This is a genomic window from Mycolicibacterium sp. 624, assembly GCF_040548615.1.
Taxonomy (GTDB): domain Bacteria; phylum Actinomycetota; class Actinomycetes; order Mycobacteriales; family Mycobacteriaceae; genus Mycobacterium.
The window spans coordinates 176,882-199,769 of the sequence record NZ_JBEPRZ010000004.1 but is presented as its reverse complement, the minus strand read 5'-3'; the positions used below and the strand labels follow the sequence as shown (position 1 = coordinate 199,769).

Below are 22,888 nucleotides of genomic sequence, written 5' to 3'. Positions count from 1 at the left end.
GCGGTGCGGCAATGTGACGCCGTCATCAACACTCCGCGAGCCTTTCAGCCGCCCGTCAGCACGGCGCTTCGGCGGAGTACGAACGCCCGAAAGGCCTGCCAGTGAACCGAACCCCCTATCGTCGTGCCGTCCCGGCCGCCGTCACCCTCGTCACCGCCCTGGCCCTGGCCGGTTGTGGTGGAGGCTCGAGCACTTCGGACGACTCGGCGACGGGCGGCACTCCGGTGAGCGGCGGCTCCATCGTCTACGCCACCGACCGCGAGCCGACCTGCCTGGATCCGCACAACTTCGGCGACATGCCGCAGACCTATGTCGCGCGGCAGTACCTCGACTCCCTGGTCTCGGAGAAGCCCGACGGCTCGGTGGTTCCGTGGCTGGCGGACTCGTGGGAGGTCTCCCCCGACGGTCTGACCTACACGTTCAAGATCCGCCAGGGCGTCAAGTTCCACGACGGCGCACCACTGGATGCGGCCGCGGTACAGGCGAACTTCGAGCACATCCTCGATCCGGCAACGGAGTCCGCCACCGACGCCGGCTACCTGAAGCCCTACTACGAGTCGTCGCGGGCCGTCGACCCCTCGACCTTCGAGGTGAGGCTGAAGTCCCCCTACTCGGCCCTGCTGCCGGTGCTCTCTCAGGCGTTCTTCGGGATTCAGTCACCCAAGGCGATGGCGCGCGGGCTGGATCAGAACTGCCAGGCACCGGTCGGTACCGGCCCGTTCATCGTCAAGGCATGGAATCGCGGGCAGAGTGTCGAGCTCGACCGCAACCCGGACTACAACTCCGCGCCTGCGGACGCCAAGCATCAGGGTCCGGCCTACCTCGACCACGTCAGCTGGAAGTTCATCGAGGACGGGTCGGTCCGATTCGCCGCCGTGCAGGGCCGCGACGCCGACATCGTCTTCAACCCGCCGCCTCAGCAGGACGCCGCGCTGCAGGCCGACCCCAATCTGGTGCTGCAGGAGTTCACCCACACCGGGCTGCCCAACGGGATCGCGCTCAACACCACGCACGCCCCGTTCGATGACACCGCGGTCCGTCAGGCGTTCATCCACGGCGCCAACGCCGAAGCCGCCGTCCGCAGCGCCTATCTCGGCGTCTTCGACTGGGAGCCGGGTCCGCTGTCGTCGACCACCCCGTACTTCAAGAAGGACCTGCGCAGCTTCTACGAACTCGACAGGGACAAGGCCAACAAGCTGCTCGACGACGCGGGCTGGACGCAGCGCGACGCCGACGGCTTCCGCACCAAGGACGGCAAGCAGCTGAGCGCGACGCTGGTCTACTCGTCCGACCCCGGGGACACCCCACCGGCCGATGTCACTCTGTTCCAGAACATTCAGGCCGCGGAGAAGGAGATCGGCTTCAACGCCGTGCTCAAGCCGCTGCCCCAGGATCAGTACTTCGCCGCGTTCAGCGACAAGAACGCCTACGACGGTCTCACGGGTGCGTACTGGAACAGCCCGACGCCCGCGGTGCTCTCCATCGTCTACTCGTCGGACTCGTTGAAGGCCGCTCCCGGCAACAACATGTCGTGGGTGCAGAACCCGGCCATTGACGATCTGGTCCGCAAGGCCGCGGCGGCGACCGATGTCGCCGAGCAGGCGCGACTCTACGGCGAGGTGCAGGACATCGTCGCCAAGGACGCCTACCACCTCGGGCTGTACCCGCAGACCACCCGACTGGTCGCCAAGAAGCGTCTGAAGGATGTGTGGATCGAGCCGTCCGAGGGTGAGCCGGTGCTGCACGACGCCTGGCTGGCACCATGACCCTGGCGGTACCCGTTACCCGCCGCATCCCCCTTCGGGTGCGGCGGGTGCTCGTCCGTCTCGCGGGTGTGATCGGCGTGCTGTGGGGCGCCGCGACCCTCACATTCCTTGCCCAACACCTGATGCCGGGCGATCCTGCGCAGACGATCCTCGGTGGTGCGGGGTCGCGACCCACACCGGAGCAGCTCGCCGCGGTCCGCGAGCAGTACGGCTTCAACGACCCGTTGATCGTCCAGTACCTGCACTACCTCGGCGGGCTCTTGCGCGGTGACCTCGGCACGTCCTACATCCTCAAGCAGCCGGTCACCGACATCATCACCGAGCAGCTCGGGCCGACGCTGGTGCTCACGATCACCGCACTGATCGCGTCCTGGGTGATCGCCGTGGCGGTCACGCTGCTGACCGCGCACCGACGCCGCTGGGTGGCCAGCATCGGCTCTGGCCTGGAGATCTTCCTCGCCGCGCTTCCGCAGTACTGGCTGGGCATCGTGCTGCTGGTGGTGTTCGCGTTCCACCTGCGCGTGCTGCCGGTGGTCGGTGACGGTGGACCCGAGGGGCTGGTGCTGCCCGCTCTGACCCTGGCCCTGCCGCTGGCCGGCTTCCTGGGCCAGGTGACACGCGACGAGTTCTCGTCCGCGATGGAGCAGCCGTTCGCGGTCTCGGCCCGTGCGCGCGGCATGAGCGACTGGGGTGTGCGCTGGCGACATGCGTTGCGCCACGCCGTGCTGCCCGGTCTCACGCTGTCCGGCTGGGCTCTCGGCTCGCTGTTCTCCACCGCTGTGATCGTGGAGTCGGTGTTCGTGCGGCCAGGCCTGGGCCGCGTGCTGGTCGACGCCGTCACCTCCAAGGACATGCCGGTGGTGGTCGGCGTGACGCTGTTCGTCGCCGCGGTGTACGTGATCGCAAATCTGCTGGTGGACACCGCCTTCGGGCGCGTCGACCCCCGACTGCGGAGCGCGTGATGGCTGTCGCGGACGTTGTCACCGTCGGATCCGGCCTGACGCGCGGGGGCCGACGGACGTTGCGGCCCGCCGTCTACGTCGCCGCCGGATACCTCCTGCTGATGCTGGCCTGGGCTGTCGCCCCCAGGGTCTTCACCAGCGGCTCGCCCTATGACACTGACATCGAGACTCCCTTGCGCGGACCGTCTTTCGAGCACTGGTTCGGCACCGACGCGTCCGGCCGCGACATCTACACCCGGGTCGTGTACGGCGCGCAGAGCTCGCTGGCCATCGGGGTCGGCGCCACCGCGCTCGCCCTGATCGTGGCCATCGCCCTGGGGTTCGCCGCCGGGCTGGGCGGCCGCCTCGCCGACGGTGCCATCAGCCGGTTCCTCGAGGTGGTCCTCTCCATACCGGGTCTGCTCATCGCATTGCTGTTCATCGCGATCCTCGGGCCGGGCGTGGCAACCCAGATCGTGGCCGTCGCGATCGGCTCCGCGGTCGGATACGCACGCATGGTGCGCGGCCAGGTCATCGCGGTCAAGGACTCTGGATATGTCAGTGCCGCCACAGCGCTCGGGCACTCACGGCGCACGATCATCACCCGGCACGTGTTCCCCAACGCGATGCGCCCGTTGGTGGTCCTCGGCACGATGGGCATCGGCCAGTCGATCATCTGGGCGTCGTCGCTGAGCTTCCTCGGCCTCGGCGTAGCACCTCCTGCACCGGAGTGGGGCGCGATGCTCAACGCGGGCCGCGACTTCGTGTCGACAGCCTGGTGGCTGGAACTGTTCCCCGGCCTCGCGATCGTCGGCTGCACGCTGGCCGTGACCGTGGTCGGCCGCTACCTCCAACAGCGCCTCGAAGGACGGCTCACGTGACGACTCCGCACATCCCCGAGTCGCTTAGCTCCTACCGGCCTCCCCTGCTGCAGGTCGAGGACCTCGCCGTCGCATTCGGCACCCACCGGGACCGTCGCGAGGTGGTGCGCGGCGTCTCCTTCACCGTGGCGCCCGGTGAGTGCTTCGCGATAGTCGGCGAATCGGGCTCCGGCAAGAGTGTCACCGCCCGCTCCCTGCTCGGGCTCGCGGGCGCGTCGTCCCAGGTGAGTGCCACGCGGCTGGAACTCGGCGGCCGGTCCGTGCTCGGGAGCCGCGACCGAGACTGGCGGCGGATTCGGGGCCGCGAGGTCGGATTCGTGCTGCAGGACGCCCTCGTCTCACTCGATCCGCTTCGCACCGTGGGCGCCGAGATCGCGGAGACGTTGCGGCTGCACCGTTTCGGCAACAGGGCGCGCCGCCGCGAGCGCGTGCTGGAGCTGCTCGACGCCGTCGGCGTACCCGAACCCGAGCTGCGCTCACGCCAACTGCCACAGGAGCTGTCCGGCGGCCAACGGCAGCGAGCCCTGATCGCCTCCGCGATCGCGCTGGACCCGCCGCTGGTGATCGCCGACGAACCGACCACCGCACTCGATGTCACGATCCAGGCGCAGATCCTGGACCTGCTGGCGGCCATGAAGGACAGGGGCACCGGACTGATCCTGATCAGCCACGACCTCGCCGTCGTGGGCCGTCTCGCCGATCGCGTCGCGGTGATGCGCAATGGCCTTCTGGTCGAGCAGGGAACCGTCGACGAGGTACTGACCGCACCGTCGCACCCCTACACTCGGGCGCTGCTCGACGCGGTGCCCGCCGCGCACCGCAAGGGCACCAGGCTCTCAGGCGTACCGCGGCGGGCGGTCCAGGCCCTGCGCCACACCGATGCTTCCGCGGATGGCGCCCTGCTGCGGGCCGATGGCCTGGTCAAGCGGTTTCGTGGCCCGGACGGCGTTGAGCGCACCGCGGTTTCGGATGTGTCGTTCACGGTCGGCGTCGGTGAGACCCTCGGCATCGTCGGGGAGTCCGGTTCCGGCAAGACCACGACAGCGCGCCTGGCGCTGGCCCTGCTGGAACCCGATGAGGGCACGGTGCGGCTGGCCGGAGAGCCGTGGAGCGAGGCGTCCGAGGCGCAACGCAGGCCGCGTCGGCGACGGATCTCGGTGATCTACCAGGATCCGCTCAGCTCGTTCGATCCCCGATGGACGGTGCGCCGCATCATCTCCGACGCGCTGCCCGCCGATGGTTATCCGGACGCCGCAGCCCGCACCAGCCGCACCCGCGAACTGTTGCACGACGTCGGACTTGGCGACGAACACCTCGATCGGCGGCCGCTGCTGCTGTCCGGAGGCCAGCGCCAACGCGTGGCGATCGCCCGGGCGCTCGCCCCGGAACCGTCGCTCATCGTCTGCGACGAGCCGGTGTCCGCGCTGGACGTCACCATTCAGGCTCAGGTCCTCGATCTACTGGCCGACCTGCAGGAGCAGCTCGGCCTGAGCTACCTGTTCATCTCACACGACCTCGGCGTCATCCATCACGTCGCCGACCGCGTTCTCGTGATGCGCGACGGGCAGGTCGTCGAATCCGGCACCGCCGCAGAGATATTCGACTCCCCCCGCCATCCCTACACCCGACAACTGCTCGCCAGCCTGCCGGCTGCCGAGCCCGAAACCGTCACCGGAGGACTCCTTTGACATCCAGGAAGCGCCAGATCGTCCTCAATGCGTTCGACATGAACTGTGTCGCCCACATCGTCGCAGGTACCTGGCGGCACCCCGAATCGCAGGCCGTGCGCTACAAGGACCTCGAGTACTGGACCGACCTGGCCACGCTGTTGGAGCGCGGCCTGTTCGACGGCCTGTTCATCGCCGACGTGCTGGGCATCTACGACGTGTACGGCGGCGGGCCGGAGACCGCGCTGCGCGCGGGCGCGCAGGTACCGGTGAACGACCCGATGATGGTGGTGTCCGCCATGGCAGCGGTGACGAAGAACCTCGGATTCGGTATCACCGCCGCCACCTCATTCGAGCACCCCTATGACTTCGCCCGCCGGATGACAACCCTCGACCACCTCACCAAGGGCCGGGTCGGTTGGAATGTCGTCACCGGGTATCTGGAGAGTGCGGCGCGCAATCATGGGCTCGACACCATCACGCCGCACGCCGACCGATACGACATCGCCGACGAGTACACCGAGGTGCTTTACAAGCTCTGGGAGGGCTCCTGGGAGGACGACGCCGTCGGCACCGACCCCGCGCGCGCCGACTACGCGGATCCCACCAAGATTCATCCAATCAATCACTTCGGCAAGCACTTTCAAGTCCCCGGGATCCACCTCTGCGAACCCTCCCCGCAGCGCACCCCGGTGCTCTATCAGGCCGGCGCATCAACCCGCGGCAAGCAGTTCGGTGCCGAGAACGCCGAAGTCATCTTCGTCGGGGCACCGACCAAGGAGGCACTGCGCGACGCGGTGGCCGATATCCGCACCCGAGCGTCGGACGCAGGCCGGGACCCCTACGACGTCAAGATCGTCAACGGCCACGTTGCCGTGACGGGCGCGACCGAAGCGGCGGCACAGGAGCGCTACGAGGACTTCCGTCGCTACACGGATCCGCGGGGTGCGTTAGCGCTGTGGTCGGGATGGCTCGGCACCGATCTGTCTCAGTTCGACCTCGACGACCCGGTTGCGGTCACCGACAACGAGTTCCTGAAGTCATCGGTCCAGATGTTCGGACAGGGCCAGTGGACCCTGCGCGACTTCATCGACTCGAAGGCGATCGACGCGGAAGGTGGTTTCACCGTGGGATCGCCGACCCACGTCGCCGACGATCTTCAGGAGTGGGTCGAGGAGACCGATGTCGACGGCTTCAACCTCACCAACGTCATCACTCCTGGCTCGTTCATCGACTTCATCGACCACGTCGTCCCCGAGCTGCAGCGGCGCGAGGTCTACAAGACCGCGTACACCGAGGGGACGTTGCGCGACAAGATCTTCGGGCATGGTCCACGCCTGCCCGAGAGCCACCGTGCCGCCCGCTACCGCCGAGTCACTGAAGAGGCCATCCGATGACATCGACCGTCACCGCCCCTGTCACCTACGGATCCGAGCGGCTGGCCGCGCTGATCACCGCGATCGGCGACGGTGCCCTCGAGCGCGAACGCAGCGGTGAACGACCCTTCTCCGCAATCGATCTGATCCGCCGGGAACGCCTCGGCGCGCTGCGGGTGCCGCGGGCCGACGGTGGCGGCGGTGCGAGTCTGCGCGAGCTGTTCGCGACCGTGATCACTCTGGCAACCGCAGACGTGAACGTCGCCCACATCCTGCGCGGGCACTTCTCGCACGTCGAGGAGCGCCTGCGCCTCGACGAGGAACAACGGCGGCGGGTGACGGCGCTGGCGCTGTCCGGTGCGATCGTGGGTAACGCGTCCACTGAACTCGGTTCGACACCCGCAGGCGCGTTCACCTGGAAGACCCAGCTCAGTCCGGACGGCAACGGGTTCCGTCTCAACGGCACCAAGTTCTTCACCACCGGCACCCTGTACGCCGACTACGCCGAGGTCATTGCGAGCGATCCCGACGGTGCGACGGTGATCGCCCTGGTACCCACCGACCGGGCCGGCGTGACGGTTCTCGACGACTGGGACGGCATGGGTCAGCGCGCGACCGGCACTGGAACTGCGACCTTCTCCGATGTCGCCGTTTCGGCCGATGAGATCCTGCAGTTCGCACCTGCGGACGCCGACACCGAGCCGCCTGCCCTGTATCTCTCGGGTGCGTTCTTCCAGCTGTACGTGACCGCTCTGGAAGCCGGTGTGCTGCAAGCGCTGCGGGCCGACGCGGTGGCACATGTGCACCAGCGGCCCCGCAGCTTCGCGTGGGCGCCGACTCCCGCGGCGGCAGATGATCCGCTGCTGCAGCTCGAGATCGGCGAGATCGCGGCCGCCGCGTTCGCCGCGGAGGCAACGGTGTTGGCGGCAGCCGATGCGCTGGCCGCCGCGTTCGATGCCGACGTCCGCGGCGACGACCCCGATCTGAAACTCGCCCATGAGGCCTCGCTGCAGGCGGCGGCCGCCAAGGTCGTCGTGGATGCCCTCGCGCAGAAGGCGGCGTCGCAGATCTTCGACGTCGGCGGCGCATCGGTGGTGCGCCAGACCCATCTGCTGGACCGGCACTGGCGCAACATCCGGACGCTGGCGTCGCACAACCCGACTTCCTACAAGGCGCAGGCCATCGGGGCATACCACGTCCTCGGCACGAAACTGCCGGGAAGCGGCTACTTCTGAGTGCGGGCTGCGCTACCCGCCCGGCACGGGCAGGTGAATCACGGGCCCACGTAGGGAATCTGGTTGGCCAGATTGTTGATGTTCAGCAGGTAGCAATTGGTGCCACCGAATCCCATCGCGCCAGCCGTGATGCAGCGCTGGAACGTGCCGTCCTGCGCTATCGGCCCATCACACGTGGTGCCACCGCCCCAGGGTGTCCAGCCGCCCTGGCACCCGGCATTGGCGGGTGCCGCTCCGGTCAGCGAGACACTCCCGACAGCCAGCACGCCCGCCACGACCAGCCCCGCCACGACGCCCACCCGGTGTGTATGTGGGGTTGCCGATGAGGCGGGTGAGGAAATCGAAGCCGCGTGTGATTGATGGCGCCGATCCGCGCTCATCAGACCTCTGAAATTGGACTCCACCGCAACCTCCTCGAGGCGACGACGCAGGGTCCTGATCCATCGCCGCCGCATCCGCGCGGCGGCCTTTCAGGACTCCCTCAAGGGTAGCGCCGATTCGTAATGCGAGAAAGGTGCCGATTTGCCTGGGGTCAGAAGTTCCCTCGGGCCAAGAAGCGTTGCAGCGCAGCGATGTCGCCGTCCACCTGCAATTGACTCGGTGAGTGGCGACGCCACAGGAGCAGCAGCAGATCCGGCGCGCTGGCAGTCACCGCAGCGTCAGCCTGGGCGGCCCCTCGGGTCACGTGAATGGAACCCTCTCCTGCGCTCACAGTCCATGTTTGTCCGCTGTCGCGGGCGCGCAGGCAGATGGTTTGAGTCGGCCCGCCCAGGTCGTGCGAGAGGCCTGGCAGAACCTCGTCGAGGAATTCATCCACCCCATCCGCGGCGAGGAATTGCTCTATGGGCTCGTCACATCCGATGGCGTTGACGAGATCCCAGCAATGCACAGTGGTTTCCTGTGCCAGGCGGCGTCGGATGAACCGCACATCCTGGCGTTGTCCCCACGTCCATGCCCGTGCGTCAGGGGCGAGATCTGCCAGGCCGGTGGCGGTCAGTTCAACACCGTTTCGAAACCACGAAAGCAGGTCAGCGCTCTCGGGGCGGTCGGGTTCAGTCCAAGCCTCCGGCCCCGCGAGTGCATTGCTCGCAACCATCCGCCAGAACATGTGGACGACTCCGACATGCCACACCAGATCGGCGACCGACCATCCGGGACAGCTTGGCACGCTGCAGTCAAGCCGACCCTCTGCACCATGAGCGATCCTGTCACCATCGCGGCGCAGCGCCACGATGTGATCAGCCGATTTCATCGCGTCATGGTAACAGCGCGTCATGTAGCAGCGCCGTAGGCGACCTCTACGCTCGCCGGAGCACGTCGCTAGGCGGCCAGGTCTCGAGCGTCATCGAGTTCTGCGGCACACCAGCGGATTTCATCGTAGAGATTGACGCGGTTCGGATGCGATCCCCATCGCGTGAGGGCCACCCGGACTGCGGACATGAACGTCGCGGCGACCATTTGCACACGTCGCGTGGAGACGTCGAGTCGGAGCCGTTCGGCGATCAGGTCAGCGAGCCGTCGCTCCAGCACCGCGAAATCCTTGAGCACTCGGTAGGTCAGCGCGGGAACGTCCATGACGACCTTGGCGGCGGCCAGAAACTCCGCGTCACTGTCCAGATCCTCGGCAATCTGACTGGCCGCCAACGCAGCCAAATCGGCGTAGAGGTCCCGGGCTCCGCGACCGGCACGAAACAGCGCAATCGCCTCGGCGCTGAACGGCGGCATGCTGGTCACCACCGCGGATTCCTTGGTGGGAAAACACTCGAGAAAGGTGCCCACCGAGACTCCGGCACGATCGCTGATCTGCTCCACCGTGACCTGATCGAAGCCGAGCTCACCGACCAATTCCACTGCAGCACGATGAATATCGGAGGAGGTCGCGGTTCGGGAACACTTCTGCTGACTGATCGTTGCTCTACCCATGGGCAAATTCTTGCATAGACTGCAATAACTGCGTTATGTGCATGGTCACACTCGGGTGACCCGCCTCAGCGCCCGGGGGCCGAGAAGAAGCCCTGCACCAAGCGGGCGGCGTGCTGCACGTGTGGCACCGGGCTGTCACTCTTCTCAGATTCGATGGTTGCCCAACGATCCATTCCCACCCGCACGACAGTGAGCGCGAGGGACGCGATCAGGACGGGAATGTCGTCGTCGGGTTCCGCGCCCGTCCGCTGCGCGATCAGGACCGCGAGCCTGCGCTGAAAGGCGTCGAACTCGGCGAGTACGGCCGAACTCACGGCCACACTGTTCAGTGCCACAGTGCGCAGGTCAGCCATCTGCTGCCGGCTGGGCGGGCTCTCCGCCAAGCCTGCACTGATCACGGCGATCGCGTCATCGAGGATCTCAGAGTGGCGGGTCCGCTTGGATGCAACGAACTCGGCTGCCTGCTCCGCCGTAATATCCAGCGGCGCATGGACAATCGCGGATTCCTTGGTCGTGAAATAGTTGAAGAAGGTGCGCGGCGAGACACCAGCGGCAGTCGCGATCTCCTCAACGGTCACATTGTCGAAACCCCGCTCGCTAGCCAACTCCAGGGCTGCACGATGGATCTCCAGACTCGTCTGGCGGCGGCGGCGCTCTCTCAAACCGACCGATTTCACCACGCCCGACATCGTGACACATACCGCCCGCCAGCACCGCGCGGGCCTTTGTCACGGTCGTTATACCCTGCATGGGTATCTGACACGGCTATGGAGGAGTGAGCGATGCCCATCTCGCAGAAGGCAGCCCAGTGGGTCAGGCACCCCGCGGCGCGGTTTGTGATTCGGTGCGCCGTGATGTGCGCGCTCGAGCAATCGGGGCGCCGCCCGGCGTCGGCCCCCTGCTGTCCAGAGCAGCGGTAGACCGGTCCCAGCGGCCCGGGTGGTCCACAACGCAACTGTCTATTGACTCAGTTCACCGCCTGGGCCTAGCTTCAGGTCATACACATGATCGTCGGTGTATGACCGACCTCGGTGGTCGGCGCGAGTGAGGAGACAACCGTGTTCGATCTCAAAATCACCGGCGGCACCGTGGTCGACGGCACCGGTAGCGAGCGGTACCTCGCCGATATCGGCATCAAGGACGGCCGGATCGTCGAGGTGCGCAGGCGCGGTGCAGGAGATGCCGGGCTGGACGGCGATGCCACCGAAACGATCGACGCGACGGGCCGGATCGTCGCACCGGGGTTCGTCGACATCCACACCCACTACGACGGTCAGGTGAGCTGGGACAGCCTGCTCGAGCCGTCCAGCGGGCACGGCGTCACCACTGTGGTGACCGGCAACTGCGGCGTGGGCTTCGCACCGGTACGACCGGGCAGCGAGGAATGGCTGATCAAGCTGATGGAGGGTGTCGAGGACATCCCGGGTACCGCGCTCACCGAGGGCATCTCGTGGGGCTGGGAGAGCTACCCCGACTACCTCGATGTCATCGGGCAACAGCAGTTCGCCGTCGACGTGGGCAGCCAGGTGGCGCACGGCGCGGTGCGTGCCTATGCGATGGGAGATCGCGGGGCCCGCAATGAGGCCGCGACACCCGAGGACATCGCGGCAATGAGCCGATTGGTGCAGGAGGCGGTCGAGGCCGGCGCGCTGGGGTTCTCCACCTCGCGCACCCTGGCCCATCGCGCGATGGACGGTGAACCCGTCCCCGGTACCTTCGCCGCCGAGGACGAACTGTTCGGACTGGGTCGCGCCATGGCGGCCGGCGGTCAGGCGGTGTTCGAACTCGCCCCGCAGGGGGCTGCGGGTGAGGACATCGTCGCACCCAAGAAGGAACTGGAGTGGATGCAGCGACTGGGCGCCGAAATCGACCGCCCCGTGTCATTCGCGCTGATCCAGGTCGATGCCGACCCCAACCTGTGGCGGGAACAACTGGACATCTCGGCGGCCGCGCACCAGGCCGGCAGCCGACTGTATCCGCAGATCGCCGCGCGACCGTTCGGCATGCTGCTCGGTTTCCCCGGGCATCACGCGTTCACCCACCGCCCCACCTTCCGGCGGTTGAAGGCCGAGTGCACGCTCGCGGAACTGGCGGCCCGGCTTGCCGACCCGACCGTCAAGGCCGCCATCCTCTCCGAGGACGATCTGCCGCCCGACCCGGCCGTGCAGTTCGACGCGATGTTCGCCCTGGTGCAGCACTCGCTGCACCGGCTGTACGCCATGGGAGACCCACCCGACTACGAGCCCACGCCCGATCGCACCGTCGCGGCGATCGCGCGCGATCGGGGCGAGGACCCGCTCGCCACGCTGTATGACCTGATGCTCGAATCAGATGCCGGGTCCATGCTGATGCTGCCGTTCTTCAACTACGCCGACGGCAACCACGACGCCATCCGCGAGATGCTCACCCACCCGGCGGGGGTCTCGGGTCTGTCCGACGGCGGCGCCCACTGCGGCATGATCTGCGATGCCTCCTACCCCACCTTCCTGCTCACGCACTGGGCCCGCGACCGGCACCGCGGCGAGAAGCTGCCTCTGGAATTCGTCATTCGCAAGCAGTGTCATGACACGGCCGAGCTGTTCGGCCTCACCGACCGCGGCACGATCGCGGTTGGCAAGAAGGCGGATATCAACGTCATCGACATGGAAGCGCTGACCCTGCACCCGCCGCGGATGGCCTACGACCTACCGGCCGGGGGCCGACGGCTCATCCAGGGCGCCAGCGGCTACGTCGCCACCGTCGTCAGCGGGACGGTGACCCGCCGCCACGGTGTCGACACAGGTGCCCGCCCCGGCCGTTTGGTGCGCGGCGCGCGCTGATGCGGACACGCGGGTGGGGCGGTGCGACGCCTGCGAGCGACGAGGAGGCCAGCGCGCGCATCCTTGCGGCCGCCAAATCCGCGATCGACACGCAGGGCATCGAGGTCAGCCTCGCCGACGTCGCCCGCGATCTCGGTGTGACGCGCCAGACCGTGTACCGGTACTACCCCAGCACCGAGGCACTGTTGGTGGCGGCGGCGATGGACTCGGCCAACGGATTCCTCGACGATCTCGCACACCACCTGACCGGCATCACCGACCCCGCCGTAGCGATCGTCGAAGCCATGATCTTCACCCTCGATCTGCTCCAGCAGGACAAGTACATCCGGCTGCTGCTCACGCCCGAACGCTCCGGAGCGTTCATTGCGTCGGTCACCTCCGATGCATCCCTGCAGCTCGGTAACTCGATGCTGCTGCGCTACGACGTCGACTGGCAGGCAGCAGGATTCGACGACACCGATCTCCATGAGCTCAACGAACACGCGATGCGCATTCTGCAGTCGTTGATCGCCGACCCCGGGCGGCCACCTCGCACCGGCGACGCACTGCGGGGATACCTCCAGCGCTGGATTGGGGCGGCGGTCGAACACCGCATGTGTCGGCGCTGAACCGGTGAGGGTCGTGTGAAGATCTGCTCAAGACTTCGCCGACAGCGGGCGTCTACGGCCGCCCCACGCCGAGACCGGGCACGATGAAGACCATGGACGGCACATCAGCGCCACCGCCAAGCGGAGCACAGGGATACCGGGCACTCGTAGTTGATGACGAGGCGCCCCTTGCCGAGGTGGTGGCCAGTTATCTGGAGCGTGACCAGTTCGAGACGACCGTTGTCTTCAACGGTTCCGACGCCATCGCCGTGGCGCGAGAGCTGGACCCCGACGTCGTCATCCTGGACCTGGGGCTTCCCGGCGTCGACGGGTTGGAGGTGTGCCGGCAGCTGCGCACCTTCTCCGATGCCTACGTGGTGATGCTGACCGCGCGCGACACCGAGATGGACACCATCGTGGGGCTCACTGTCGGTGCCGACGACTACGTCACCAAACCGTTCAGCCCGCGCGAACTGGTGGCGCGAATCAGGGCGATGCTGCGCCGGCCACGCGTACAGACACCGGTCGATGCCGCAGCTGCCGACGACAGGCCGCCCCCGCGGCAGTTCGGCCCGCTCAGTATCGACGTCGCCGCACGGGACGTGACGATCGACGATGAACCGATCATGTTGACCCGCACCGAATTCGACATCCTCGAAACACTGTCGGCCCGCCCCGGAGTGGTGTTGACCCGCCGCCAGCTCCTTGAGACCGTGCGGGACGGGCCATGGGTCGGCGACGACCACCTCATCGACGTCCATATCGGTCACCTCCGACGCAAGCTGGGTGACGACGCCGCCCAGCCGCGCTACATCATCACGATCCGCGGCGTGGGCTACCGCATGGGATCCGGGCAATGAGCCAGACCTCGCGTAGGGCGCGAAGGTCACGGCGGCGCCCGGGCCTTGGCCTGCGCCTCCTCATGGCTCAGGCATTGGTGCTTGCCGCAGGCGCGGCGACCACATTCATCGTCGCCGCCATCGTCGGGCCGCCGCTGTTTCGAGAGCACCTGCACCGTGCGGGAGTTGCCGCGAGTTCTCACGAGGAGACCCACGCGGTTGAGGCCTACCGATACGCCACGGTCTTCTCGGTTGGTGGCGCGCTGGCCGTCTCCGCTATGACGGCGCTGGCGGTGAGCTGGTACGTCAGCCGACGGCTGCAACGCTCCGTCACCGAGGTCGCCGCCGCGGCCACCGCCGTCGCCGAGGGCCGATACGACATCCGGGTGTCCCCACCGCATCTCGGCGACGACTTCGACACGCTCGCACAGGCCTTCAACCAGATGGCCGGGCGACTTGAAACCGTTGACGCCACCCGCCGGCGACTGTTCGGCGATCTCGCCCATGAGATTCGCACACCGGTATCGGTTCTCGAGGCGTACATGGAGGCTCTCGAGGACGGGGTGCGAACACTGACCCCTGACACCACCGCCATGCTGCGCGACCAGACCCGGCGCCTGGTGCGGTTCTCCGACGATGTCGCAGCACTGGCTCAGGCCGAAGAGGGTGCCACCTCAATGGCATTCACGTCGGTCGCTCTGCCCGATTTCATCGGCAGTGCGGTCGCCGCCGCTCAAGAGCGTTATGACGCCAAGGGCGTCGCCCTGACGACCGACGTCCCCGCTGGCCTCCCACCATTGTTCGGAGATCCGGAGCGACTCGCTCAAGTGCTGGGGAACCTGCTCGACAACGCGCTGCGCCACACCCCGTCCGGCGGGCGAGTTGGCGTGAGCGCCAGGGTGAACCGCGACAATCTGGTATTGCAGGTGACCGATGACGGCGAGGGTGTCGCCGCCGAGCACCTGCCGCATCTCTTCGAACGGTTCTATCGCGCGGACATGGCCCGCGACCGCGAGCACGGCGGGGCGGGTATCGGTCTGGCCATCACGGCGGCACTCGTGGAAGCCCATGCCGGGCACATCACAGCCACCAGCGACGGCCTGGGCACCGGCGCCACCTTCACGATCGTCATGCCGCTACGCGCACCGCAGGCCGCACGAGGGACAGCCGCGCCGGCTCGCGTCACCGCCGGCACTTTCCGAGGCCGGCGGTGACGCAGGATCCGACCTACAGTGAGTCGACAATCCCCTGCATGGTGGTGATTTCACGCTGTTGGGTGTCGATGATCGCGCGGGCCAGCGCGACGGCCGCCGGATCCTGACCGCCGTCGACCTCTTGCTGCGCCATCGTGACCGCACCCTCGTGGTGCGCGATCATCTGAGTGAGGAACAGTCGGCTCGCCTCTGTCCCCTGGGCGGCCTCGAGTGCGGCCATGTCCGCAGCGGACATCATGCCGTGTCCGCTCATACCCGGCATGTCACCGCCCGGCATATCGTGGCCCGGCATACCCGGCATACTGCCGGTCGGCATGTCGTGGCCCGGCATGCCCGGCATACTGCTGGTCGGCATGTCGTGGCCCGGTGTCGTTGCGGGAGTCGAGACACCCCACTGGCTCAGCCAACCCTGCAGCTGTTCGATCTCCGGGCCCTGAGCGGCCTTGATCTCGTTGGCCAGCGACACCACCCGCGGGTCAATGTCCTGCTTGCCCAGCAGCATGTCACTCATCTCAATCGCCTGCTGGTGGTGCGGGATCATGCCCTGCGCGAACGTCACGTCGGCGGCATTGTGGGCCTCGGTGCCGGCTGTCGGCGTTGACGTGGCCGTCACTGCGGGCGAGGTCTGCGACGCTTGAGTGTCGCCTCCCTCGCCGCTACAGGCACTGACTGTGAGCGCAGCCGCGGCCAGCGCCGCAATCGCTGCAATTCGCTTGTTGTACACGCGTATTCCTCTTTCGTTGAGTGACACTTAGGCCGTCTTGGTTTCGACCCTACGGAGACCAAATATGGGCCTGCTCGTCGTTCGATAAAGATTCAGTAAAGACGCGCGCAGCACTCCACGACCGGCGGCCGCGCACCTCGTCGCAGCAGGCGAATTCACACGCCGAGGAGTTGTCGACGGGGTTTTGAACTTTACCAGCGGACGTCACACTCGAGTATCGGGCGATCTAGGTCATTGACATTCCGCGTCTAGGTACACGGTTGTGTACACGACCTTCTCGACAGTGCGGTCGCGAATATCGCTACGCATCTCTGTGATCTTGCGTCCGGGTCGGATGGCACGGACGGTGCAATCCTCAAGTGCAGCGCTGCCGACCTTGTTCACGATTACCGTGTAGCCACTCTCCTGCAGCGAGACGATGGTGTCTGCCGCCGACCCCGCCTCGTGCGGCGCTGCGACCGCGGGGCCAGCGGCCGCGAGCGCACCCCCGACCGCAATAGCCGTCGATATGACTGCCTTGATGCTTGTTCTCATGTCATTCCCTCCCTATTCGCCAACGGATTCGCGTGTGCCAGATGCGCTGACGGCAGCCGGTGCCGGTCGAAGTCGTCCGGCACGGTCAAGGCCGTGCAACGCCGCGGCAGCCAGCAAGCCGATGACGCCCAACGCGATCCACACCAATTCGGGGGCTCCGATGTTCTGCGCCAACTGCACCAACGAGCCCGTCGCGAGATTGCCGATCAGGATTCCGACGCCCACGACAGTGTTGTAGAAGCCGTAGTGCGTACCGACGAGGCGGTCCCCTGCCAGCGACACCACGGTGTCCATCTCAAACGGGAACACCGCCGCCGAGCCAACGGCGAGCACGCCCGCCGAGATCAAGAGCGCGACGATCGCGCCGGCCTGGCCCAGCACGTTGGCGTCGGGCAGCACCATCAGCGGCACAAACGCGGTCGCCATGATGACCACCCCGATCACCAACGCCCGCCCTGGACCGCAGCGCGCGGCGAACCATCGTGTGATCCTCAGCTGCCCCAGCACTGCCACGACACCCGAGACAACGAATATCCCAGCGACAGCCGCGTATTCAGCGTGGGGCACCAGGTCCTTGGCCTGCAGCGGTAGCGCGAGATAGACCTGGAAGGACAGGACGTATGAGCCGATCATGGCCGCGGAGAACAGGAGGAACGACCTGTTCGCCAACACCGCGCGCCAATCCTCGAGCACTGAGGTCCGATCCTCCTGTGGCCGCGGCGCGCTCCGGGGCAGCGCGAACAGCTGGCCGATCGTCAGCACAGCGAACACGACGGCAGCGACGACGGCGGTGATGCGGAAGTCGACCAGCATCAGCGCCAACCCGACCAGCGGGCCTGCGAGGATGCCACCCTGATAGAAGACGTTGAACAGGGCGAATGCCTCAACCCTGCGCTCGCCGGCGTCTGCGGCAAGATAGGCACGCACAGCGGGATTGAATAGCGCACCCGCGAAACCCGTTGCCGCGGACGCGATCAGAATCGCCGGCAGTGAATCGGCAAAGGCCAGCAGCGCGAAACCCGCGGTACGCAGTACGCAGCCCGCCACGATGAGCGGTTTGTAGCCCAGCCGGTCGGCAAGGGTGCCGCCCACGATGAACATGCCCTGCTGCGAGAAGTTGCGCACACCGAGCACCAGCCCCACCGCCCAGGCCGCAAGACCCAACGGTCCCGCCAGATATCCGGCCAGGTACGGCATCAGCATGTAGAAGCCAAGGTTGATGCCGAACTGGTTGATCATCAGCAGTCGCGTCGGCCAGCCGAAACTGCGGAACTGGGTGAGGATGCCCGTCACTGCCCCATCTCCCGGGGATTGACGACCGACGCACACCGGGTCCATGACTGCACAACGCGCTCACCTGGATGGCTGATCACAGCTGGCTCGCCTGGCGGGGCAACGTCGAGCAATCCATGGTGTCGGCAGTAGTCGTCGTTGTAGACGGTGTCGAAGTAGCGCTGGGGGCCGTCTGGGAACACCGCCGCGATGGTGGTGCCGGCGGGGTGGTTGCGGGCCTCCCAACTCGCCGCCAGCGCGACAGCCCCGACACTCCACCCGCCGGTGGCGTAGTGGGTGGCCGCCAGTGCTCGACACGCCCACACCGCTTCGGCTGCGGCGACCCAGTGCACTTCGTCGAACGCCTCGTAATCGACGTTTCCGGGATAGATGCTTGACCCCAGGCCTCGCATCAGCCGCGTACCCGCCGGTTGACCGAAGATCGTCGATCCGACGGTGTCCACCCCGATCAAGCGCAGTTCGGGATTGAAGCTGCGCAGTACTCGCGCGACGCCGGCTGAGTGCCCGCCGGTGCCGACCGAACACACCAGCACGTCGATGGGCCCCAGCTGATCGTGGAGTTCCTCGGCCAGCCCCTGGTACGCCGCGACGTTGTCGGGGTTGTTGTACTGGTCGGGGTACCAGGCGTTGGCGTCCTCGGCGAGGATCGCCTGCACGCGATCGCGGCGCGCCTGCTGCCATCCACCCTCGGGATGGGGCTCGGTGACGAGTTCGATATCGGCGCCGTAGGCGGCGAGCATGTTCTGGATGAGCGGCTCCATACCGGGGTCGGTGACCAGCGTGACCGGATGGCCGTACACCGTGCCGGCTAGCGCGAGGCCCAGTCCAAGTGTGCCACTCGTTGATTCGACGATGCGGGCACCGGGAACCAGGTCGCCGCGAGAGCGCCCCCGTTCGACCATGTGCATGGCGGGCCGATCCTTCATGCCTCCGGGATTGAAGCCCTCCAGCTTGGCCCAGAAGCCGCGGCCGTCGGTGGTGAACGGTGCGGCGATACGCAGGACCGGCGTGTTGCCAACCATGGTGCCGGGCCGGTCGTGTGCGTCCGACGATGAGACGGATAGGACGTGATTCATGTGTGGGTCGCTTCTGTTCGCAGCCGCGACCCGCTCGGGGCGCGACCAGCTGTCATGGGCAGCGGTCACCGACCGTGCGCACCAGAGGCGCACAATCTGGCGCTACCTCGTCAGCGGCGAGCGACACACAGACGGGTCAACAGCTGCCGCCCCGCGAGAACGATGGCCGGCGAGCACGGAGGGCCCCGCACGGGCGTGGTGGCGCGGTGCTGCCAAACCGTGAACACGGTCGTCAACGCGACAATCAGACCCAGTGCCGCAAGCACACCCGACACCCGTGGCAGAACGGGCCGGGCAAGCGAATCCGGACTAGTGGACGCTGAACCGTCCTGAATGTGGGGATGCTCGGTGATGGCGGTGAATTCGCCGCCTGGAGCGGCGGCGAGTGCGTGTGGGCCGTGCGGAGTGGATGCCCCGCCACCGACGAGCGCCCACTCCGCGCCGATCCCGGCGAGGGAGAACACCAACGCGAGGACTGCAAATGCAGTCCATCGCGTCATCGTGCGGCTGTCCTGATACCTGCCATGTGACCGCGGCATGCTCATCGCACGTAGTCCACGCTGGTCATCATGCCAGCTTCCTGATGATAGGTGTTGTGGCAGTGCAGCATCCAGGTGCCCGGGTTGTCGGCGACGAAGGTTGTCGTCAGGGATTGCATCGGCAACACGATCGCGGTGTCCTTGCGCGCTCCGAAGCTGCCGTCACGCCGAATGATCTGAAAGGTGTGGCCGTGGAGATGCATCGGATGCCACATCATTGTTGCGTTCTCGAAGGTAAGGGTCACCCGCTGCCCCTGCTGCACAGTCAGTGGCCTTCTGTCGCGGAACGGTTTCCCGTTGATGGACCAGTCGTAGCCAGTCATGGATCCGGTGAGTCGAGCCGACAGTTCGGTGTCAGCGACACCGTCGTCGAAGCTGACTTCCGATGTGGCAGTGAACATGTCGAGCGTACCGATGCGCCGCATCAATTCAGCTGGCTGAAAGGACACATCGGGCGTCCGGCCACTGCTCGTCGCCAGCAGCGCCCGCGCGGCGGCGTTCTTGCCCTCGGCCAGTGCCACGAGGGGGAAGACCCCGTCACCAGCCGTGACGACCACGTCATAGCGCTCTCCCATGCCGACCAGCAGCGCATCGACGTCGACGGGCACGACCGGGAACCCGTCAGTGTGGGTGACGGTCAGAGTATGCCCGGTCAACGCCACCCGAAATGCGGTGTCGGAACCAGCGTTGATGATCCGAATACGAATCCGCTGCCCCGGTTTGGCCGTGAACGTGCTTGCAGCGTCTGCGATCCGACCGTTGATCAAGTAGTGGGGATACTCGACGTCACCGGCGTCTCCGCCCAGCAGGGTGCTGGTCGCACCGCCACCCATGCCGGGCATGGGACCCATGCCGTGCATGTCGTGCGCGGACGCGCTCTCTGATGTGAGGTCCTCCCAAACCTGTTGTGGTGACTTGCCGACACCGTCGGTCCAGTCGTCGAGTACCACGATCCACTCGGCGTCGTAGCGCCCCGGCTCAGTGGGATCATCGATGATGACGGGAAAATAGAGCCCCGTGTCAGCGTCGAGCCCGGTATGGGGATGTGCCCAGTAGGTGCCGGGGTGAGGTGCGGAGAAGCGGTAGGTGAACTCTCCGCCGGGCTTCAAGTCGGGAGTGGCCGGAGCGGCGCCGTCCATGTCATTGCGCAAGGCGATGCCGTGCCAGTGGACCGAGGTCGGATGTGAGAGCCCGTTACTGACCGTCACGGCGAGATCGTCGCCGGCCGTGGCGCGCAACAGTGGACCCGGCAGAGTGTCGCCGTAGCCCAGGGTCGCCGCGCGGGTACCGCCCAGATCGATGACCGCCGGCCGCGGCGTCAGGGTGGCCCTGATCGTGCGACCCGTGTGCGGCCGACGCGCTTCGGCGGCGGCCACGGCCTCACCGAGGTCCGCGGAGACGTCCTTTCGTCCACATCCCGCCAACGCCAGTCCCGTCACTGCCGTTGCGGCGATGAACGTGCGGCGGTTGACCCGTGACTGCATGCTCGCCTGCGCCTCCCTGCATTGGTCCTGCCCGTCTCATTCATGCTCATCGACGTTGCACGCGGAATCGGTGTGGGTCAGATGAAGATTTGCTCAAGATGTCGCCGCTGCCAGGGTCCGGGCGTGCCTGCACCGCTCTTCGACAGATTCGGCGAGGTCGGATATACCAGGTAGGGGTATTACGAACCGCTCTCGAAGGGAACTGACACCATATGGCTGCCGATCAACACTTCGCTGCCGACGGCGCGACCATTGCTTACGAGGTGAACGGCACCGGTCGCCCCGTGGGGTATGCCCACGGGGTGCTCCTCAGTCGCGCCGCGATACACGGTCTCGGCATCTTCGATCTCGGCGCGCTCGGTTCCGGGCGTCGCCTGCTCACCTATGACCAGCGCGGGCATGGACACTCGACCGGCCGCCCCAAGCCCGGCCACTACCGATTCGAACAGGCCGCCGACGACCTTCTGGGAGTTATCGACGCCAGCGGTATCGATGAACCCATCGACTTCGCCGGTTCGTCCCTCGGGGCGGCCGCGATCCTTCACGCCGCCGTGGACAGTCCCCAGCGATTCCGTCGACTCGCCCTTCTCATCCCGCCTGTCGCGTGGGAATCAGGTCCCCAGCAATTGCGGCAGTGGTATTTCGACACCGCCGACACCATCGACTCCATCGGCGCCACTGCGTGGCGGCGACAGTGGGCCGACGCGCCGCCCCTGCCGATCTTCGCCGATTACCCGCCAGCCAAGTTCGACCCCGACGTCGACGATGCGCTGGCGTCGGCCATCCTGCGCGGCGTCGGGCTCTCGGATCTGCCCGATCCCACGCAGCTGGCCGCACTCACCCATCCCACATTGATTCTGGCGTGGGACACCGACCCGCTGCACCCGGTGTCGACCGCCGAGCGGCTCGCGGAGATCATTCCCGACTCCACTCTGCACGTTGCCCGAACCGTTGACGACGTGAGGACCTGGACACAACGCACGATCGACTTCTTCGCGCCATGACACAGGGTTACGCTCGCGATATGACTGCTCCAGCTGACAATGGTTGGCCGGCCCTGCGTGTATCGGACTGGACGCCAACCCGCGACACCCTGCACATGTGGACACAGATCGTCGGCAAGATCCGCCTGACGCAATCGCCGTTACTCAACCACTGGTGGCAGGTGACGCTGTATGTGAGCCCGCGCGGGTTGACCACGTCATCGATTCCGTACCGAAACCGACTGTTCGACATGGAGTTCGACTTCATTGACCACGTCCTGTCGATCCGCACCAGCGACGGCGGGTCGCGCACCGTCGCGCTGGCCCCGAGGTCCGTCGCCGAGTTCTATGCCGAAATCATCGACGCGCTGGCGCAATTGGGTATCGAGGCGACAATCTCCGCCCGACCCAACGAGGTCGACCCGGCCATACCGTTCGCCGAGGACCATCAACACGCGTCCTACGACCCGCAGGCCGCCCACCTGTTCTGGCGTCAACTGGTGCAGGCACATCGGGTGATCAACGAGTTCCGCTCCCGTTTCATCGGCAAGGTCAGCCCCGTGCACTTCTTCTGGGGCTCCTTCGACATGGCCTGCACCAGGTTCTCCGGTCGCCCGGCACCCAAACACCCCGGCGGGGCGCCCAACTGCGCAGACTGGGTCATGGTGGAGGGCTACTCGCATGAGTTGAGCAGTTGCGGCTTCTGGCCCGGTGGCGGCGAGGAAGGCGCGTTCTACGCGTACGCCTATCCCGAACCGGAGGGTTTCGCCGGGCACTCCGTCGGTCCGGACGCCGCGTTCTACCACCCCGACTACAAGCAGTTTCTGCTGCCCTATGAGGCGGTGCGCACCTCAGCCAACCCCGACCGTGACCTGCTGGAGTTCCTGCAGTCCAGCTACGCCGCAGCCGCCGATCTCGCCGGCTGGAACCGGGCCGAACTGGAGGACGATCCGCAGCGCTGGCGCGGTGAGGCCTGGCCCATACGACTCGAGTGAGGTCCGACAGGA

At 66.7% G+C, this 22,888-nt stretch carries 22 protein-coding genes; 12 read left to right on the top strand and 10 right to left on the bottom strand.

Features of this window, described 5'->3' with window-relative positions; genetic code table 11:
- The first annotated feature begins 101 nt into the window (after positions 1-101).
- Genes ABIA65_RS17490 through ABIA65_RS17465 form a run of 6 tightly spaced genes read left to right on the top strand, consistent with a single transcriptional unit; the run spans position 102 to position 7,866 of the window.
- The gene (locus ABIA65_RS17490; protein ID WP_354524350.1) at positions 102-1,766 is read left to right on the top strand and encodes an ABC transporter substrate-binding protein; all 1,665 of its coding nucleotides are present in this window, start codon (positions 102-104) and stop codon (positions 1,764-1,766) included.
- On the top strand, positions 1,763-2,728 hold the full coding sequence (locus ABIA65_RS17485) for an ABC transporter permease (RefSeq protein WP_354524349.1): 966 nt from the start codon (positions 1,763-1,765) through the stop codon (positions 2,726-2,728). Before ABIA65_RS17490 ends, ABIA65_RS17485 begins: the two co-directional genes overlap by 4 nt.
- Complete coding sequence (locus ABIA65_RS17480; protein ID WP_354524348.1) at positions 2,728-3,588, top strand: ABC transporter permease; 861 nt, start codon at positions 2,728-2,730, stop codon at positions 3,586-3,588. The genes ABIA65_RS17485 and ABIA65_RS17480 overlap by 1 nt, the downstream gene beginning before the upstream one ends.
- On the top strand, positions 3,585-5,276 hold the full coding sequence (locus ABIA65_RS17475; RefSeq protein ID WP_354524347.1) for a dipeptide ABC transporter ATP-binding protein: 1,692 nt from the start codon (positions 3,585-3,587) through the stop codon (positions 5,274-5,276). The genes ABIA65_RS17480 and ABIA65_RS17475 overlap by 4 nt, the downstream gene beginning before the upstream one ends.
- A 38-nt stretch (positions 5,277-5,314) precedes the next feature.
- The gene (locus ABIA65_RS17470; RefSeq protein ID WP_354524634.1) at positions 5,315-6,652 is read left to right on the top strand and encodes an LLM class flavin-dependent oxidoreductase; all 1,338 of its coding nucleotides are present in this window, start codon (positions 5,315-5,317) and stop codon (positions 6,650-6,652) included.
- Positions 6,649-7,866 (top strand): acyl-CoA dehydrogenase family protein, encoded by a 1,218-nt coding sequence (locus tag ABIA65_RS17465; RefSeq protein WP_354524346.1) that lies wholly within the window; start codon positions 6,649-6,651, stop codon positions 7,864-7,866. The genes ABIA65_RS17470 and ABIA65_RS17465 overlap by 4 nt, the downstream gene beginning before the upstream one ends.
- Before the next feature lie 38 nt (positions 7,867-7,904).
- Here ABIA65_RS17465 and ABIA65_RS17460 read toward each other — a convergent pair whose 3' ends face one another.
- The 4 genes from ABIA65_RS17460 to ABIA65_RS17445 all read right to left on the bottom strand — a co-directional run bounded on the left by ABIA65_RS17460 (position 7,905) and on the right by ABIA65_RS17445 (position 10,478).
- Positions 7,905-8,165 carry a CDGP domain-containing protein gene (locus ABIA65_RS17460; protein ID WP_371746834.1) on the bottom strand — a complete coding sequence of 87 codons (261 nt, stop codon included), beginning with the start codon at positions 8,163-8,165 and terminating at the stop codon, positions 7,905-7,907.
- A 233-nt stretch (positions 8,166-8,398) separates the two neighbouring features.
- Positions 8,399-9,118, bottom strand: coding sequence for a maleylpyruvate isomerase family mycothiol-dependent enzyme (locus ABIA65_RS17455; protein ID WP_354524345.1), 720 nt, complete (start codon positions 9,116-9,118; stop codon positions 8,399-8,401).
- Between the two features lie 68 nt (positions 9,119-9,186).
- A complete protein-coding gene (locus ABIA65_RS17450) occupies positions 9,187-9,717 on the bottom strand; it encodes a TetR/AcrR family transcriptional regulator (protein WP_354524344.1) in 531 nt (176 codons plus the stop codon).
- A 137-nt stretch (positions 9,718-9,854) separates the two neighbouring features.
- Entirely contained in the window at positions 9,855-10,478 is a 624-nt protein-coding gene (locus ABIA65_RS17445) for a TetR family transcriptional regulator (protein WP_354524343.1), read from the bottom strand.
- A 369-nt stretch (positions 10,479-10,847) separates the two neighbouring features.
- Between ABIA65_RS17445 and ABIA65_RS17440 the strand changes: the two genes are divergently transcribed.
- The 4 genes from ABIA65_RS17440 (at position 10,848) to ABIA65_RS17425 (ending at position 15,248) form a co-directional block, all read left to right on the top strand.
- Entirely contained in the window at positions 10,848-12,608 is a 1,761-nt protein-coding gene (locus ABIA65_RS17440) for an N-acyl-D-amino-acid deacylase family protein (protein ID WP_354524342.1), read from the top strand.
- The gene (locus tag ABIA65_RS17435; RefSeq protein ID WP_241400334.1) at positions 12,608-13,216 is read left to right on the top strand and encodes a TetR/AcrR family transcriptional regulator; all 609 of its coding nucleotides are present in this window, start codon (positions 12,608-12,610) and stop codon (positions 13,214-13,216) included. The genes ABIA65_RS17440 and ABIA65_RS17435 overlap by 1 nt, the downstream gene beginning before the upstream one ends.
- Before the next feature lie 83 nt (positions 13,217-13,299).
- On the top strand, positions 13,300-14,055 hold the full coding sequence (locus ABIA65_RS17430) for a response regulator transcription factor (protein ID WP_502919578.1): 756 nt from the start codon (positions 13,300-13,302) through the stop codon (positions 14,053-14,055).
- Positions 14,052-15,248 carry a sensor histidine kinase gene (locus ABIA65_RS17425; protein WP_241400336.1) on the top strand — a complete coding sequence of 399 codons (1,197 nt, stop codon included), beginning with the start codon at positions 14,052-14,054 and terminating at the stop codon, positions 15,246-15,248. Before ABIA65_RS17430 ends, ABIA65_RS17425 begins: the two co-directional genes overlap by 4 nt.
- A gap of 13 nt (positions 15,249-15,261) precedes the next feature.
- Here the strand turns inward: ABIA65_RS17425 and ABIA65_RS17420 are convergent, their stop codons facing one another.
- From ABIA65_RS17420 to ABIA65_RS17395, 6 genes are all read right to left on the bottom strand, one after another.
- Complete coding sequence (locus tag ABIA65_RS17420) at positions 15,262-15,972, bottom strand: DUF305 domain-containing protein (protein WP_354524340.1); 711 nt, start codon at positions 15,970-15,972, stop codon at positions 15,262-15,264.
- A gap of 231 nt (positions 15,973-16,203) precedes the next feature.
- Positions 16,204-16,506 (bottom strand): hypothetical protein, encoded by a 303-nt coding sequence (locus ABIA65_RS17415; protein ID WP_354524339.1) that lies wholly within the window; start codon positions 16,504-16,506, stop codon positions 16,204-16,206.
- A 12-nt stretch (positions 16,507-16,518) separates the two neighbouring features.
- Entirely contained in the window at positions 16,519-17,799 is a 1,281-nt protein-coding gene (locus ABIA65_RS17410) for an MDR family MFS transporter (RefSeq protein WP_354524338.1), read from the bottom strand.
- Positions 17,796-18,875, bottom strand: coding sequence for a PLP-dependent cysteine synthase family protein (locus ABIA65_RS17405; protein WP_354524337.1), 1,080 nt, complete (start codon positions 18,873-18,875; stop codon positions 17,796-17,798). Before ABIA65_RS17405 ends, ABIA65_RS17410 begins: the two co-directional genes overlap by 4 nt.
- A gap of 110 nt (positions 18,876-18,985) precedes the next feature.
- Complete coding sequence (lpqS, locus tag ABIA65_RS17400) at positions 18,986-19,375, bottom strand: putative copper homeostasis (lipo)protein LpqS (RefSeq protein ID WP_354524336.1); 390 nt, start codon at positions 19,373-19,375, stop codon at positions 18,986-18,988.
- Positions 19,376-19,416: 41 nt separating this feature from the next.
- The gene (locus ABIA65_RS17395) at positions 19,417-20,898 is read right to left on the bottom strand and encodes a multicopper oxidase family protein (protein WP_354524335.1); all 1,482 of its coding nucleotides are present in this window, start codon (positions 20,896-20,898) and stop codon (positions 19,417-19,419) included.
- 212 nt (positions 20,899-21,110) lie between these two features.
- Here ABIA65_RS17395 and ABIA65_RS17390 point away from each other — a divergent pair, with 212 nt between their 5' ends.
- A complete protein-coding gene (locus ABIA65_RS17390) occupies positions 21,111-21,902 on the top strand; it encodes an alpha/beta fold hydrolase (protein WP_354524334.1) in 792 nt (263 codons plus the stop codon).
- A 20-nt stretch (positions 21,903-21,922) separates the two neighbouring features.
- Entirely contained in the window at positions 21,923-22,876 is a 954-nt protein-coding gene (locus ABIA65_RS17385) for a DUF5996 family protein (protein WP_241400342.1), read from the top strand.
- The last annotated feature ends 12 nt before the right edge of the window (positions 22,877-22,888 follow it).